General features: G+C 46.8%; 13 protein-coding genes. 7 read left to right on the forward strand and 6 right to left on the reverse strand.

Going from position 1 to position 15,907, the window contains the following annotated elements; translation table 11 throughout:
- Positions 1-7: 7 nt before the first annotated feature.
- From GVJ32_RS17400 to GVJ32_RS17430, 7 genes are all read left to right on the forward strand, one after another.
- The gene (locus GVJ32_RS17400; protein WP_159241346.1) at positions 8-529 is read left to right on the forward strand and encodes a sigma-70 family RNA polymerase sigma factor; all 522 of its coding nucleotides are present in this window, start codon (positions 8-10) and stop codon (positions 527-529) included.
- A gap of 5 nt (positions 530-534) precedes the next feature.
- Positions 535-1,497, forward strand: a complete 963-nt coding sequence (locus GVJ32_RS17405) for a FecR domain-containing protein (RefSeq protein WP_159241347.1) — start codon at positions 535-537, stop codon at positions 1,495-1,497.
- A gap of 79 nt (positions 1,498-1,576) precedes the next feature.
- Complete coding sequence (locus GVJ32_RS17410; protein WP_159241348.1) at positions 1,577-4,036, forward strand: TonB-dependent siderophore receptor; 2,460 nt, start codon at positions 1,577-1,579, stop codon at positions 4,034-4,036.
- A gap of 246 nt (positions 4,037-4,282) precedes the next feature.
- Positions 4,283-5,929, forward strand: a complete 1,647-nt coding sequence (locus GVJ32_RS17415) for a phosphoethanolamine transferase (protein WP_159241349.1) — start codon at positions 4,283-4,285, stop codon at positions 5,927-5,929.
- The gene (locus GVJ32_RS17420) at positions 5,916-6,632 is read left to right on the forward strand and encodes a phosphatase PAP2 family protein (protein ID WP_159241350.1); all 717 of its coding nucleotides are present in this window, start codon (positions 5,916-5,918) and stop codon (positions 6,630-6,632) included. Before GVJ32_RS17415 ends, GVJ32_RS17420 begins: the two co-directional genes overlap by 14 nt.
- Positions 6,633-6,833: 201 nt before the next feature.
- Positions 6,834-8,339 carry a sodium/proton antiporter NhaB gene (nhaB, locus tag GVJ32_RS17425; protein WP_159241351.1) on the forward strand — a complete coding sequence of 502 codons (1,506 nt, stop codon included), beginning with the start codon at positions 6,834-6,836 and terminating at the stop codon, positions 8,337-8,339.
- A gap of 138 nt (positions 8,340-8,477) precedes the next feature.
- On the forward strand, positions 8,478-9,629 hold the full coding sequence (locus GVJ32_RS17430) for an IS4 family transposase (protein WP_159241397.1): 1,152 nt from the start codon (positions 8,478-8,480) through the stop codon (positions 9,627-9,629).
- 80 nt (positions 9,630-9,709) lie between these two features.
- On the opposite strand, the gene gspG is transcribed toward GVJ32_RS17430, so the two are convergent.
- From gspG to GVJ32_RS17465, 6 genes are all read right to left on the reverse strand, one after another.
- The gene (gene gspG / locus GVJ32_RS17435; protein WP_159241352.1) at positions 9,710-10,207 is read right to left on the reverse strand and encodes a type II secretion system major pseudopilin GspG; all 498 of its coding nucleotides are present in this window, start codon (positions 10,205-10,207) and stop codon (positions 9,710-9,712) included.
- Between the two features lie 90 nt (positions 10,208-10,297).
- Positions 10,298-11,332 (reverse strand): protease SohB, encoded by a 1,035-nt coding sequence (gene sohB / locus GVJ32_RS17440; protein WP_159241353.1) that lies wholly within the window; start codon positions 11,330-11,332, stop codon positions 10,298-10,300.
- 721 nt (positions 11,333-12,053) lie between these two features.
- Positions 12,054-13,757, reverse strand: coding sequence for a hypothetical protein (locus tag GVJ32_RS17450; RefSeq protein ID WP_159241355.1), 1,704 nt, complete (start codon positions 13,755-13,757; stop codon positions 12,054-12,056).
- A 177-nt stretch (positions 13,758-13,934) separates the two neighbouring features.
- Entirely contained in the window at positions 13,935-14,660 is a 726-nt protein-coding gene (gene dnaQ / locus GVJ32_RS17455; RefSeq protein WP_159241356.1) for a DNA polymerase III subunit epsilon, read from the reverse strand.
- On the reverse strand, positions 14,660-15,112 hold the full coding sequence (gene rnhA, locus GVJ32_RS17460; protein WP_159241357.1) for a ribonuclease HI: 453 nt from the start codon (positions 15,110-15,112) through the stop codon (positions 14,660-14,662). The genes dnaQ and rnhA overlap by 1 nt, the downstream gene beginning before the upstream one ends.
- Entirely contained in the window at positions 15,087-15,884 is a 798-nt protein-coding gene (locus tag GVJ32_RS17465) for a class I SAM-dependent methyltransferase (RefSeq protein ID WP_159241358.1), read from the reverse strand. The genes rnhA and GVJ32_RS17465 overlap by 26 nt, the downstream gene beginning before the upstream one ends.
- Positions 15,885-15,907 lie beyond the last annotated feature (23 nt).

Raw genomic sequence — 15,907 nt, forward strand, 5'->3', positions numbered from 1 at the left:
AGCCACGGTGTCCAAGCTAAATTCATCGCATTACGCTGGTATTCCTGAGCTTTATACAGAGCATCATAGCTGGCTGCAATTTTGGTTGCAGCGCCGCTTAGGCTGCAGTATGGACGCGGAAGATTTAGCCCAAGACACCTTTGTGCGTGTAATTCGTTCCCAGCAAAACCCCCGGCTTTTGCAGGAGCCACGGCATTTTCTGGTGACAGTTGCCAAGGGGCTGACAATTGATTTATTTCGGCGGCGTAGTTTGGAGCGCCAGTATTTAGAGGCACTGCATAACTTACCTGAGCACCAGTGGCCGTCAGAAGAAGATCGCGCATTAACGCTAGAAGCTTTACTCCAGTTCGACGCAATGCTGGCTGGCTTAGGAGTCAAAGTGCGGGAAGCTTTTTTGCTCTCTCAGTTAGATGGCAAAACCTACCCACAAATTGCAGAGTTATTAGGCGTTTCTTTGCGCACCGTAAAAAATTATATGGCCAAAGCAATGGAAGCCTGTTGCTTGTATCAACTGGAACAAAGGCTATAGCGACCATGCAACAAGATGTTTCTCGAGATGAGTTGAAACAAGCTGTGCACGCGGCGGCGCACTGGTATGCAACATTGCAATCACCGTCGGTTTCAAGCAGCCAGCAACGCGCGTGGCAGGTCTGGCTGGGGCAGGCCAAAAGTCATCAATTAGCGTGGCAGCAAGTAGAGTTTGTGCAGGCGAGCATGAGCCGACTGCCCCCAGAGATCGCCCTTCCCGCGCTTAAAAATACCGCCCTCTCCCGCCGAGATTTAATGCGTCGCTTAGCTATGGTTGCCGTCGCCGCGCCATTGGGTGTGGCCACTTGGCGGCAAACACCGTGGCAAGAATGGCAAGCTAACTACACCACCAATACGGGTGATATCGCTAATTACATTCTATCTGACGGTAGTCACCTTGCGTTGAATACTGCTAGCGCGGTTGATGTTGTGTATAACGAAGATACCCGTCTTATTACTCTTTATAAGGGTGAAGTTCTCATTCAAACCGCGCCAGATGCCCACAGTCCACACCGGCCCTTTGTGGTCGCCACGCCCAATGGTCGAGTCTTGGCTTTGGGCACCCGCTTTACAGTTCGGGTAGACGCCCAGCAAAGCCGAGTAACCGTGCTAGAAAAAGCCGTGAGGATTCATCCTTTACACAGCGCCAACAGTCAGAACCTTAGCCAAGGTCAGGAGCTACGCTTCACCTCTACGCAAATGTCCACTCCGACACATGCTGCGGTCTCAGCAGACGGCTGGCTTCATGGCCATTTAACGGTGGTTGATATGCCCTTGCACGAACTACTGGCAGAGTTGTCGCGTTATCGTCCCGGCCTATTACATTGCAGCAATGATATCGCTGAACTTAAAATTTCGGGGGCATTTCCACTCCGCGACACCGACCGAGCGATTGCAGCCATTACGCTCGCATTTCCCGTACAGGCGCGGCGGTTTAGTCCTTATTGGGTACGCTTAAGCGCAGCTTGAATTATTTTCATTCGTACTTGCACTTTTTACCCCATAAATTCGGCTCTTGATTAGGTCCCCATCAATCCAAGGAGTCAGAATGAGCAGGTTCAAACATAAGCCATTGGCCTTCGCCATAAGCTTGTCACTATTGGCAAGTCCCTTCGCCACCATATATTCCAGCACCGCTGCTGCCGAAGCGGCAATTAACAACACGGCCACCACAATCAAATCCTTTAATATAAACGCCGGCCCCCTTAGCCAAGTACTCAGTCAGTTCGCCGGCGCCGCAGGGGTCGCCCTCTCCTTTGATGCCTCGCTTTTTGTGAATCAAGTGTCGTCAGGTATTGAAGGAAGTTACAGCGTAGAACAAGGTTTTGCCCTATTACTGGCTGGTTCGGGACAAACAGCCGCCCGCCAGAGCAATGGTGATTACGTTCTTAAAAATACCGCTACTAATATGCTCCCCTCGGTAAAAATCTCTGCGTCTACCTTGGGTGCAACCTCTGAAGGTACAGACAGCTATACCACTGGTTCAAACAGTACGGCGACGGGAATGGGGCTGACACTACGCGAAACGCCCCAGTCTGTTTCGGTTATGACCCGCAGCCGGATTGAAGATCAAGGCTTAAATGAAATTAGTGAGGTGTTAGAGCAAACCGTTGGTATTAATTATGTACCTAGCAGTGGGCTGGGTACCGACGGCATTAATTATTACGCGCGGGGATTTGAAGTAAAAAATTATCAAGTAAATGGCGTTTCACGACCAACAACAGTATACGGATTTAAAGAAACCACCGCCGATATGGCTGTGTATGATAAGGTTGAAGTTGTTCGTGGTGCAACGGGCTTGCTTAATGGCGTTGGTCCGGCATCAGCCACGGTTAACTTAATACGTAAACGTGCCACTCGAGACTTTCAAGCTTATGTAGAAGGTCAAACTGGGTCGTGGGATCGCTACCGCACCGAAGCTGATGTAAGTGGCTCGCTGTCTAAAGATGGACACATACGCGGTCGTATCGTAGCTGCCTATCAACAAAATGAATCCTACGTTGACCGTATGCAAATTGAAAAGCAGGTGCTTTTTGCTACTGTGGATGTCGACTTAAGTCATGCTACGGTTTTAACCTTAGGCGCAGAATTTCAGGAGTTTGAAAATCGTGGCGCATCTCGCGGCGGGGTTCCGATTTTTTATAGCGATGGCTCTCGTACTCACTTTTCACGCTCTGCCAACACCGGCGCAAAATGGAATAATTTTTACAATGCCGACCAAGTACTTTTCGGCAATCTAGAACATCTGTTCGACAATGGCTGGACTGCAGATGTAAACATTGAATATTCTCGCCCCGAATACGACGAAACTATAGGCTACCTCCGGGCGTCAAGCTCATCCAGCTTTGACCCCGTTACGGGTGAAGGTGCTAATCTTCTTACTGCTCGCTGGATGGGTGATTTGGAGCAAACGTCGGTGTCATTCAAAGCGTCTGGCCCCTTCGCTTTTTTAGGGTGGAACAACAAACTCGTAATGGGTGCAAACTACAGTGAATCTAGCGACGAAGGCAATAACTACCCCGGCTGGTGGTTAGGCGGCGATTATTCACGCCCCGTTAATCCTTTTGAACTAATTGCCACGGGCGATGTTGAAAAAGCGGATCTTAACTCTTATAGCAGTCGTAACGGCGGTGAAGTAAAACAAAGTGGCGCTTTTACGGCGGTGCAACTCAAACCAATTGAACGTCTTTCTGTCATTGTCGGCGCACGCCTAACAAATTGGAAAGAGCGAGAATGGAATCAAGTCTTAGGTGCGGAACGTATTTATAATGACAAAACGGAAGAGAATGGCGTAGTCACACCCTATACCGGCCTTGTGTTCGACATAAACGAGCAACTCTCCGCCTACCTTAGTTACACCCAGATATTCGAACCGCAAACTGCAGAAGATATTAATGGCAGTACCCTTGCGCCGCTGGAAGGTACAAACAAAGAATTAGGATTAAAAGCGGAGTTGTTTGAAGGGCGATTAAATATTAGCGCGGCCTTATTCCAGGTAGAGCAAGACAACCTTGCCTTGGGGATTCCAGACACATTTAACTCAAAAGGCAACCAGGCGCATATCGCGGTTAGTGGCACCTCATCAGAAGGCTATGAACTGGAAATTTCCGGCGAGTTATTACCAGGCTGGCAAGTCGGCGGAGGAATTAGCCACACCGAAGTTGATGACAAAGATAACAAACCATTACTAAGCCATATTCCTGAAGATAATATTAAATTCTTCAGCCGTTACCAATTTATTGGCGCATTAAAAGACTTAACGGTGGGTGGCAATCTACGCTGGCAGGGTCGCAGCTATAACAAAGATCTCGGCCCCAATGGCGAAGACTTTAGCCAAAGTAATTTTTATATAATCGACTTAATGGCTAAATATCAGCTTATGGACAATCTTCAAACGTCCGTCAATGTTAATAATGTCTTTGATAAGACCTATTACGCAAGCCACGCCAACACTGCAGTATACGGTGCGCCAAGACAGTTTATTGTGTCGGCAAAGTACACTTTTTAATTTTATTAGAACGGAAATCGGGCTGGTAACGGCCCTGTTTATTAAAACCTCCTGGTATTGACTCTCTACCTAACCAATCGGCGCAACCTCCAACACTAATCAAACGACTACCCTGCCGATATGGCCTTTTTGGCAATGGGGCATATTATTGAAATCTGCACTCTTAAGACTCTCTTAATTATCATTGGATATGGTGAAGATGTCGCTGGCCGCATATAACGTTAATTAAGAGAATACCTAGAACTAATGAATACTGCCTCGAATGATACCCCACCTAAAACGTTTCTCTCCGCATATTCAATATTAATCGTTCTTTCACTTTTTTTGTGCGTAACCGCAAATCTAACATTTTTTAAACATGTGTTAGAAATCTATCCATGGGCTACCAATCAAGCATTTATTTTCTCTTTGGCCGTGCTGGTATTTGCGTGCTTACTTTTCTTAGCGGCTATTTTCAGCCTTGTCGTACCGGTGAGAGTCACCGCCGCCATATTTCTAATGGTTGCTGCATCTAGCGCTTACTTTTCAGATACGTTCGGTACGGTTATTGATACTGAAATGCTACGCAACGTTCTTGAAACGAACGCGGCGGAGTCGGCTGATTTATTGAACATGCCACTTTTAGCTCGGCTCTTATTACTAGGTCTTGTACCTTCTCTGCTTGTCTGGCGGCATTGTGAGCGTAACGCTGGATTTGTAAGATCGGCGGTAAGGAATGGGCTTACGGCGGTAATCGCACTCGGTATCGCGGCGGCAAGTATTGCCTCGTTTAGCAGCCAGTATGCGAGTTTCTTTAGGGAGCATAAGCAAGTTAGATACTATATAAGCCCTGCCTACCCTATCTATTCCGCATTTAATTTTGCCGCTAGCTTTATGCCTAGTGGCCCAACGCTACCCTTTCAAGTACTACAAGCGCAGGCAAACATCTTTGAAGAGCAAGAGGCACACTCGGAACTTATTATTTTGGTAGTTGGAGAAACCGCTAGAGCAGATCACTTTTCATTAAATGGCTATGAGCGCGAGACGAATCCTGAGCTATCTAGATTAGATCACTTAATCAGCTATTCCGATATTCAGTCCTGCGGGACTGCGACCGCGATATCTGTGCCCTGCATGTTCTCGTATTCAAGACACGACAATTTTGACCTAAAAAGCGCACGAAATACGGAAAATGGCTTAGATTTACTGCAATCTGCTGGGGTAAATGTACTGTGGAGAGACAATAATTCAAACTCAAAAGGTGTGGCTGACAGGGTGGAATTTGAGAGTTTTAGATCGCCCGCGCGGAATCCAATATGCGATTCAGAATGCCGGGATATAGGGATGCTAGAGGGATTGCAAGAGTATGTTGACGGACATTCCGGCGACACCTTAATCGTGCTCCATCAAATGGGAAGTCACGGCCCTGCCTACTTTGAGCGTTATCCAAAGGAATTTGAACAGTTTACACCAGCGTGTCAGTCGGCTGAGTTGTCTGAATGTACTCAACAGGAAGTGATTAACGCCTACGACAACACTATTTTATATACAGATTATTTTCTTTCGCAGGTCATTCGCTTTTTGCAAGCGAACTCCGGTCACTATGAGACATCGATGTTTTACGTGAGCGATCACGGTGAATCGCTTGGTGAATCCGGGATCTATTTGCATGGAATGCCCTATGGTTTCGCTCCCAAAGCACAAACCCATGTACCCGTGCTAGCGTGGGTTGGTGAGTCGTCAGATATTGATTACGAGCAAAGCAAATTATTAAAGGACATTCCCAATACCCACGATGCGGTTTTTGATACCTTGATGACGGTCTTCGAGGTGACAACAGATTTACTTCCCACGTCAGACGCTAAGCTAGTCACGCTTGAACCTGAGGAGGACGCTGCCGATGTCGCCCGCTAAGCATATCGCTATTTCCATTGTCGTGTTAATAACGCTGATGCTGTGTTTTGAACTCACCAATCTCGACCCTTGGGTGCAAAATTTTTTATACGACCGGCAATCTGGTGAATGGGTTTTAAGTACATCCAATTCGCTCCTTCACCTCCTAGTCTATGACGGCCCCAAAAAATTGCTGGTCCTATTTGAATTACTGTTATTGATCCTAGCCATTTTTTGTCATAAAAGCCCACTACTCAAAAGCTACCAGCAGGGAGTATTGATAATATTAATCGCTTTACCCCTTGGGCCAGCGCTGGTGTCATTCCTTAAGAGCAGCACAAATGTCGCCTGCCCTTATGCACTTACCGAATACGGTGGAAAATTACCCTATATTCGAGTTTTTGAAGCATACCCACAGGATAATCAGCCCCAAAAGCAGCAGCGCTGTTTCCCTGCCGGTCATGCAAGCGGTGGTTTTGCACTGCTGGCACTGTTCTATCTTCCAAAAACCCGCCGCAATAAATACAAAATGGTGGCGACAGCGCTTACTGTGGGGAGTTTAATGGGTGGATATAAAATGATGGTCGGGCATCATTTTTTAAGTCACACCTTGATCTCAATGGTGGTTTGCTGGCTAGTGGTGAATATCGTCGCCCTTTTAGTTCTGCCGTGGCCAAATAAAGATCAATCCACACATGAGTGCGCCCATCCGGAAACCAGTTAAGTATTGTGCAGCTGATTTAGCCGGTTTAGTCATCATCCAAATGCCTTATTAGGTTTTAAGTCAATATGGCAATGTGACGTGCTTTAACGCTCTTCATACGTGGTTCTCCAGCGCGGTCTGTATTATGATTATGCCGGTTCTTACTCTGGCTGACGCTCCGTCATCCGTGCCCGAATGATAACTAATAAGGATTGTAATTCTATGGATCAAAGTATGGTGCGCGCCTTTGCGGGCAATTTTCTTGGTAATGCGCCACTGTGGTATAAAAAAACCATCATTGGCTTTCTGATTTTAAACCCTATTCTCTTTTTTACCGTTGGCCCGTTCATTGCTGGTTGGGCGCTAATTGCAGAGTTTATATTTGCTCTAGCGATGGCACTAAAGTGCTACCCCCTGCAGCCTGGTGGTTTGTTGGCCATCGAGGCTATTGTTATCGGTATGGCCTCGCCAGAAACCGTGTACATGGAGGCCAAAAACAATTTCGAAGTGATCCTGCTATTAGTATTTATGGTAGCGGGCATTTACTTTATGAAAAATCTACTGCTATTTGTTTTTACTAAGTTATTACTCGGTATTCGCTCTAAGGTCGCCTTGTCACTGGTTTTTTCTGGTATGGCCGCGATACTTAGCGCGTTTCTAGATGCGTTAACAGTAACTGCGGTTCTGATTGCCGTCGGTATTGGTTTTTACTCGGTGTACCACCGTGTGGCCTCTGGTGGGCATCATTCACACCATGACCATGATCATGGTGACGACGATAAGGTAACGGATAATTCTCGCGCCGATTTAGAGCAGTTTCGTGCATTCTTGCGCAGCCTATTAATGCATGGCGCAGTGGGTACGGCATTGGGTGGTGTGTGCACTTTGGTTGGTGAGCCACAAAATTTACTTATCGCTGAAAAGATGGGATGGAGCTTCATCCACTTCTTCCAAGTGATGGCGCCGATTACTATGCCGGTTCTATTTGCTGGCCTGTGTACCTGTGCCCTGTTGGAGGTTTTTGGCTGGTTTGGCTATGGTGCAAAACTGCCAGATTCGGTACGTAATGTTTTGGTTGAGTATGACAATGAGCAAGATGAAAAAAGAACGTCATCCGATGTTGCACAGCTTATTGTACAAGGCTTAGTTGCCGTATTTTTGGTTATCGGCCTTGCCTTACACTTGGCTCCTGTTGGCTTGATTGGTTTAACTATTATCGTGCTGCAAACCGCCTTTAATGGCATTGTAGATGAACACCGTATTGGCCACGCATTTGAAGAGGCCCTGCCCTTCACTGCCTTGCTAGTGGTGTTCTTCGCCATAGTTGGGGTAATTCACGAGCAGCATTTATTTAAGCCAATTATCGACACTGTACTTGCGATGGAAGGTCAGATGAGAACGGTAATGTTCTTTGTTGCCAACGGTTTACTCAGTGTGATTAGTGACAACGTGTTTGTTGCGACAGTATATATAAACGAAGTGAAGGCAGCGTTTGATGCTGGTAATTTAACGCGCGAAGAGCTAGAGCATTTGGCTGTGGCCATTAATACTGGCACGAATATTCCAAGTGTTGGTACGCCAAACGGCCAAGCCGCGTTCTTATTCTTGCTGACCTCTGCCCTCGCCCCACTCATTCGTTTGTCGTACGGCAAGATGGTTATAATGGCGTTGCCATATACCATCGTGATGAGCAGCGTTGCGGTTACCGCAGTGTGGTTCTTTGACTAAGTAATAAATCAAAAAACGCACTAAAAAAGGGCCCCTGTGGCACTGCTGTCCCACAGTTTGGGATAAATAAGAAAGCCTGAACCTCTGTTGTTACAATGGATCTGCGAAGAAACTATTGAACAACAAGGGATTCAGGCTTTGTCACATCATAACACCGCATTTCAGCAGCTGCTAAAACCTCTTTCGAGACATGAATTTGAGGGATTGGCCAAACAGCATCATGTTGGACAAAAACTGCGTTCCGCTAGCCGTTGGGATCAGTTTGTCGGCATGGCGATGTCGCAGCTTTCGGGTCGTCAAAGCCTGCGTGATATTCAATCGAACTTGGAGGCGCAGCAACACAAGCTCTACCATCTTGGCGCCAAGCCTATTGCGCGAACGACACTGGCCCGGCTGAACGAGAATCAGCCTGCCGAACTCTACGAAGCACTTTTCCACAAACTGCTGGCTCGCTGTAAATCCCAGCCTGGAAAGCATAAATTTCGTTTCAAAAACCCGCTTTATTCACTGGATGCAAGCGCGCTGGATTTATCCATCAAGCTCTTTCCGTGGGCGGCCCATCGTGATGATGCCGCCAATGTAAAGCTCAGCGTGGGGCTTAACCATGCGAGTGATATTCCAGAGTTTGTCGCCCTGAGTGACGGTAATGAAAACGATATGGTTGAAGGTAGGAAATTCTGTTTCCCCAAAGGCAGTATTGTCGCTTTTGATAAAGGGTATGTGGACTATCAGTGGTTCGCAAGCCTAACAAAACAAAGAGTTAGCTTCGTTACTCGGCTACGTGCCAAGGCTGTCTACCGTGTACTTGAGCGTAGATCTATTAATAAAAAGGCGGACATCACCAGCGACCAAGTCATTGAGCTCAGTAGTGCTCATGCTATTAAGCGCGGGGCGCCCAAGCTGCGTCGAATCGGCTATCGCGATGCTGAAATACATCGGCATTATCAATTTCTGACCAACAACTTTACGCTGTCAGCAGCTACGATTGCGGCCATTTATAAGGACAGATGGAAAGTAGAGCTGTTCTTCAAGGCGATCAAACAAAACCTTAAGATTAAAGCCTTTGTCGGCACCTCTAAGAATGCAGTTTTAACGCAGATATGGATTGCTCTGGTTGTGTACCTACTGGTGGCATTTGCACGTTACAGTGCGAAAGAAGGGTGGACCGTTCAACGCATGCTAAGAGTGTTACAACTGAATCTGTTTGAGAGAAAGGCGCTAATAGAGATCTTTAATCCAAGTCCGCCGCTCAAACAAAAAGACCAACCTCAAATGAGGTTGGTCTTATGACTGTCAAACTGTGGGACAGCAGTGCCCCTGTGGCCCTTTTTTAGTTTGTTAGATGATGAATTCTGTCTTATAGGTGCTAGTTAGTCGAAATAGTTTTCATCGCTAAGAAAACGGACAGACATATCTTGCTTCATTTTTTTGCCACCTAGTTTCGCATCAGCCCCAAGTGTTGTGATTTCAAAGCCAGGGGGAGAATCTGAGCTCTCGTAGTGATAGGCATTGCCCCAAGGATCTTGAGTAAGACTGGCACGACCTATATACGGGCCTTTCCATAATGGCGCCAAGGGTGGTGTTTGCGGTTTTATAAACAGCGCAATCAATCCTTGTTCTTTGCTTGGGTAGCGTTTGTTATCTAGTTTGTACTGGTGTAAGGCGATAGATAGACGGCGAAAATCGTTGTTTACCTGCTCGCTCATCGCACTTCCAAGACGTAAAAAAATAATTATACTGACAGCCAGAATAATGACGCCGGCAATAGCCATAATTATTTTTAACTCCCAGCGTTTAATTCCTAGCTGGAGGTACTTGCGGGAGGTTTTATTCCGATTCGCTACTTTAGCGTGGAGTACGTCAGTCAATATTTACCACTCTTCAACCTACAAAATGCCATTGGCGTCGACTCTGTAATGGCGCATACAGGCGATAGCCTATCCGGCTATAGCCTGTTCTTACATATTCCAGCGACTTTGATTTAATTTGCCAATAACTGAGCTTAAGCTGCGACTAAGGGCACCTTCAGCGGCAAATCCTAAGCGTTCTGGCAGGCTACGTTTTTGACGATACTTAACGGAAAACATGTCAGTATCTGCGCGCTTACTCAGAAGATAATCATCGCTGGTACGAATTTCATCGATTAATTTTTCATCTAAAGCACGCTTTCCGTACCATACTTCACCTGTAGCAATATGGTCGATGTCAAGTTCCGGGCGATTTTCGCTAACAAACTCTTTAAATAATATGTGAGTGTCTTCTAGCTCTTCTTTAAACTTTTGACGTCCCTCGTCGGTATTTTCGCCGACCATCGTCAAGGTTCGCTTATGTGCCCCTGCAGTGTGAAGCTCGATGTCAACATCGTGCTTTTTTAGCAACCGATTAAAGTTTGGAAGCTGTGCCACAACGCCGATGGAGCCGATGACGGCAAAAGGTGCCGCTAATATACGGTTGCCGATGCAGGCCATCATGTAGCCGCCGCTGGCCGCAACACGGTCAATAGATATTGTGAGCGGGATCCCCTGACTTCGTATGCGCTGTAATTGCGATGAGGCAAGCCCGTAGCTATGTACCATTCCACCTGGGCTTTCTAAACGTAAGAGTATTTCGTCTTCGGGCTTTGCGATGGTGAGTACCGCAGATATTTCGTGGCGAAGGAACTCTACTTCGGATGCACTCATATCGCCGTCGAAATCCAGCACGAATAAACGTTTACGCTGTTCCTCTGTGTTTTTCTTGCGATCTTGTTTTTCCTGTTTCTTCTTAGTCTTACGCTCTTTTTTGAAGGCATCTTCGTCGAGAATTTCGAACTTTAACATGTCCTCCCAATCCTCAAACTTGTGATTTAAGGTGGTAACTTCTATGTGACCATCGCTGCTATCACGTTTATTGCGCTGACTCGCTACTGCGATTGCACTGACAACAACGATAACGGCAACAACTACAGTGACCGATTTGGCCAAAAATAAGCCGTATTCCAATAAAAATTCCAACTATGTACTCCCAGAAAGGTATAAAAAGTGCCACATATTGTTATGTGAGTGATTTCTAAGTCAAGTTGGCCAATTACCTAAGGCCTTGACCGCTATTGGGTTTTCAGCCCGTATAAACAAGCCGCTGCGCCCTAAATAAACATTAAATTGCGCACCATCNACCATGGGGGCGAAAACCGCATTCCCATAGTCTGCCTCTACCCATTTATGAAAAAATTCACTACGGCGCAGCCAGCTCCATGTGTCTACCGGTTCAGAGAGATTTATAAGATAGATAGTTCGAGTTAAATTACGCTCTTCTTCGATGCTTTGATAACGCCCCGTCAGCCGTTCTAAACGGAATAGGTTGTCAAAGCCCAAGCGAGCCACCGGCAATGCCCAGCGAATAACACGGCTGTCGAGCTGCCATTGATCTCCCATAAGCAAAAATGTTTGCATGGGCTCGTCATTAACGGTATCCACGCTGACAATATACTGTTGCTTCTCTTTGCCAGCGACGAAAATTCTGGCCACTAATTGCTCATCCGCCAAATGACGATAGCTATAAACGTCTTTAGTCACAATCACAGCCAAGCCAGTAAAACTGACTGATAGTATCACCGCGATTAGGCCGCTAAATATATGTCTACGTAGGCGTAAAATAGCCATAAAACACAGTAAAAAACCAAACCCTGTCAGTATAAGTAATATTTGGTCTAGCCCAATCATCGTATTCACGTCCTTAACTCGCTAATTGAAGCGTCGCAATACTGTCCTCAGCAACCTGAAGGATAGCTTCGTCGGCAATATGCCGTCGGCCTAATTCATTCAGGTAATACTCAATACTAATCATGGCATCCGCGAGGGTTTCTAGCGCTTGCACGTCTGAGGCCGGATTGACTGTATCACGCCCGACGAATTGCCTCATAAACTGACTGGCGCCCAAGGTCACTTGCGGCAGTTTATTGGCATTGATCATCTGAAATGCGCCACGTACTGAGTCGAGCAGCTGCGGCAGGTTTGCAATATGCGTGGGCTCAAAGCCGGAGTCGACATAAGCTGAAATAGCACGCTTTACTAGACCAATTGCAGCTTTGGATTCTTCAATGACGATACTTCTCGCTTCGCTTACCTGATTGTCTACACTGATTGCATCGCGACGCTCTAAACTCAGCTCACCAAGATCTTCATAGTTTAATTTCCGACGATCGATTTGCGCCAAACTACCATCAATAAATAGTAGCGTTTCAGCAAGATCTTCAAGTCGGCTACGCTCTTTACTTAAGTCACAGCCTTCGAGCGCGCGCAATGCATCAGCGTGATCCGTTAGTGCTCCCGCTAATGACGGTAAATTTAGCACTCGTAGGATGTCGGCACTTTGTTTTAGCACTGAGGTGAGCGGCGCTAGCTCTTCACTTTCGCTGCGCTGATGCTGAGCCAACAGTTCGAGGACATCCTTTGCATGTCGAAGCTCAGTGCGCAACTCATGGATAACCGATGACACGGTATCGTAACTTAGCCCTAGCATTATGCCGCGCAAAGTCTTGAGTTGTTCATCATCAATCTCGGCTGCGTGTATTTGTGCGGCTTTCAGCACTTTACCAACCAAGCCTTCTTTGTAGGCACTTATTGTGAGTAGAAAAACAAGTTCTCTTTCCAGTACCTCATTCACAATCATGCGATTTTTTAGGCGCGCGCGCATTTGCCCTTCTAAGCCAGCTAATACACGCTTGCGATGAGCGTTCAACTCAAGACCATTATTAACAAAAGCTTCTAATACGGCGTCGGCTAGCAGCCAGAATCGTTGTTGAGGGCCGGCGTCTATCGCACTACGTAAACGTCTTACCGCCCGTGACATAATAGTAAGCTGCATAGGGTTGTGCGCGTCGCGCAGCAAACCCAAAAGACCACTTTGATACAGATGGTTTATACGTTTTAAGCTTTCGATAAAATCCGCTTCGGCTAAGGGTTTTGTTTTTAAGCGTATGTTTGAGTCGCGACTAAACAAGCTTTCTTCTGCCTCAGAAAAATAACTATCAGGCAGGAGTAACTGTTTATGGGCTGCGCGTAATTCGTTAACGTGAGTAATAACAAGTTGAGCAATTTCAGACTGTCGAGAATGAACAAATTCTAAATAGCGAGGTAGCACAAAAAACGCCGTACTCAGGGCATTTAGCTGCCCCTCCGGCACGGCATTGACGCTTTTAAGGATCGCACCACACAGCATTCGCATTTCATCTGCGAGTAAGGCCGCACCAGGAATTTGAAGTAAGCGTAAGGTGCCACCGACTTGACGTAAGTTTGCTTCACACTGATCGAGTAAAGAAAGATTGTGACGTTCAGACAGGAATGTTTCAAAAACATTGGTGGCCTGCTGCAAGGTCTTGGCGAGCTCGTCTTCAACTATCGCGTAGGAGCTAGTATTTATTTCCACTTTCAATGCCACACAGTTTCCTTATGCCCACAAGGGCTTGCCATCAAGTTCTGCTTTGACTTAGTCGCTTAACTAACGGTTATATATAAACTATTTAGCACCAAAAGCATGAGATGCACAGCATTATTATAGGTTCATGGCACAAAACAGCCTTGTGAATGCGATGTGAATTTATGTTTTGACCTTAGATTATTCTTCTAATGTACGCTGCCAAACGCAGTTGCCATCGCTAGCTTTAGCAACTTCGGCTAATTGCTTCTGATGCAGAGCCAGCTCTTCAGCTGAGGCGGTGATAACACGTAAGCGCCTTGGGGTATTCTCCAAACGGCGATGGTCGCTGGCCGCGCCACCTTCATTTTGTTGCGAACCATCATCTGCAGCTAAAGCCAGCGCCGTTTGCCCGCCGGTCATCAATAAATATACATCTGCGAGAATCTCGGCATCCAGCAATGCACCGTGAAGGTCGCGCTGAGAATTATCTACATAATAACGCTGACATAGTGCGTCTAGGCTATTGCGCTGGCCTGGATGCTTTTGTCGCGCCATGATCAGAGTATCTATTACTCCGCATACGGTTTTTATCTTTGGTGTATTCTTCTGCAGTAGCGCAAATTCAGCATCGATAAATCCTATATCAAACGGCGCGTTATGAATAATAAGCTCTGCACCACGGATAAATTCGAAAAACTCGTCCGCGATCTGGGCGAAGAGAGGCTTATCTTTTAGCATCTCATTAGTGATGCCGTGAACCTCAATGGCCCCTGCCTCAACCTCTCTATCTGGGTTTATATATTGATGATAGTGACGCCCAGTAAGCTTGCGATTAACGAGCTCTACACAGCCAATTTCGATGATGCGGTGCCCAGAGGCGTGCTCTAAGCCGGTGGTTTCGGTATCTAATACAATTTGCCGCATTATGCTTTCTCTAATTCGTCAATGCCGCGATTGGCTAGCATATCTGCCAAGTCGTTCTCGCGATGTCCGCTATGCCCTTTTACCCAGCGCCAATCTATTTGGTGAGCTTGGCATGCCGCATCCAGCTGCTGCCACAAATCGGCGTTTTTTACAGGTTGCTTTGCGGCAGTTTTCCAACCGCGCTTTTTCCAATTTATCATCCATTCGGTGATACCTTGGCGAACGTACTGTGAGTCTGTAGTTAAGACCACGTCACAGGGACGGGTTAAGGCCCGCAAAGCCTCGATTGCAGCCATCAGTTCCATGCGGTTATTCGTTGTGGCAGCTTCTCCGCCGAATAAGCTTCGCTCTTTTCCTTGGTAGCGTAATAGCGCACCCCAGCCCCCTGGTCCGGGGTTGCCACGGCAGGCGCCGTCGGTAAAGATTTCAACTTTCTCTTGGGTTTTGGTCATAATCAGCTCGTGATTTAATCGTTCGGGTTGCACCCGCCATGGCAGGATGACGAAGTATTTTTGCCCGACGAGCTAGGTTTTGTGCCGAGGGACTTAACGGAGCGCGGTATTTTGTCGCGCTTAAGATGAAAACGCCACCCATTGGTACATTTTTGGGTACAGTTTTATGGGACATAAAGTAATTTGGACTGCTTACTGGTACGCGATGAAACCCGTATTCTACAACATTGACTTCAAACCCCAGTAATGACAACCAATCTTGTAAGCGATGAATAGGCAGGCGGTGATTTTGCCACATAGCGCTGCGCTTTAACCGTCCCAACATCCCCCGCATTGCTAGCAGTGAATAGGGATTTATGCCGCAAATCACAACTTTGCCGTGAGGCACAATAACACGCTCAACTTCGCGTAAGACTTTATGCGGATTATCTACAAACTCTAATAAATGATGAAGCACAACGACATCTTGAGATTCACTTGTAACTGGTAAATGCTCAAAATCACATACAACATCAAGAACTTGACTCAATCCGTAATGCTGCATACCGCCTAGACAAAACTGGCGCTGGAATACGTTACTCGCAATCGGGCAGCGCTCAGGAATAACGCTTAAATTTAATAGGTTATACTTGGCCGTCGATGCATCGCTGATGGCATCAGCAATTAATGGCCGTTCTTCAGCCAGTACCGTGCGCCCAACGGGCCCGTGAAACCACTTCCGCAGGGCCGGCAAGAGTATCTCTGGAGAGTGTTGAGTACGCCAATTTGCCATGCTTTATCCTCTAACGAAACCCC

The sequence above is a fragment of the Zhongshania aliphaticivorans genome, assembly GCF_902705855.1.
GTDB classification, from domain to species: domain Bacteria; phylum Pseudomonadota; class Gammaproteobacteria; order Pseudomonadales; family Spongiibacteraceae; genus Spongiibacter; species Spongiibacter aliphaticivorans_B.

Bases quoted from the DNA above. Each gene is read 5' to 3' on its own strand.
- GVJ32_RS17405 (WP_159241347.1), top strand. From the start codon at position 535: ATGCAACAAGATGTTTCTCGAGATGAGTTGAAACAAGCTGTGCACGCG.
- GVJ32_RS17410 (WP_159241348.1), top strand. From the start codon at position 1,577: ATGAGCAGGTTCAAACATAAGCCATTGGCCTTCGCCATAAGCTTGTCA.
- GVJ32_RS17415 (WP_159241349.1), top strand. From the start codon at position 4,283: ATGAATACTGCCTCGAATGATACCCCACCTAAAACGTTTCTCTCCGCA.
- GVJ32_RS17420 (WP_159241350.1), top strand. From the start codon at position 5,916: ATGTCGCCCGCTAAGCATATCGCTATTTCCATTGTCGTGTTAATAACG.
- nhaB (WP_159241351.1), top strand. From the start codon at position 6,834: ATGGATCAAAGTATGGTGCGCGCCTTTGCGGGCAATTTTCTTGGTAAT.
- dnaQ (WP_159241356.1), bottom strand. From the start codon at position 14,660: ATGCGGCAAATTGTATTAGATACCGAAACCACCGGCTTAGAGCACGCC.
- rnhA (WP_159241357.1), bottom strand. From the start codon at position 15,112: ATGACCAAAACCCAAGAGAAAGTTGAAATCTTTACCGACGGCGCCTGC.
- GVJ32_RS17465 (WP_159241358.1), bottom strand. From the start codon at position 15,884: ATGGCAAATTGGCGTACTCAACACTCTCCAGAGATACTCTTGCCGGCC.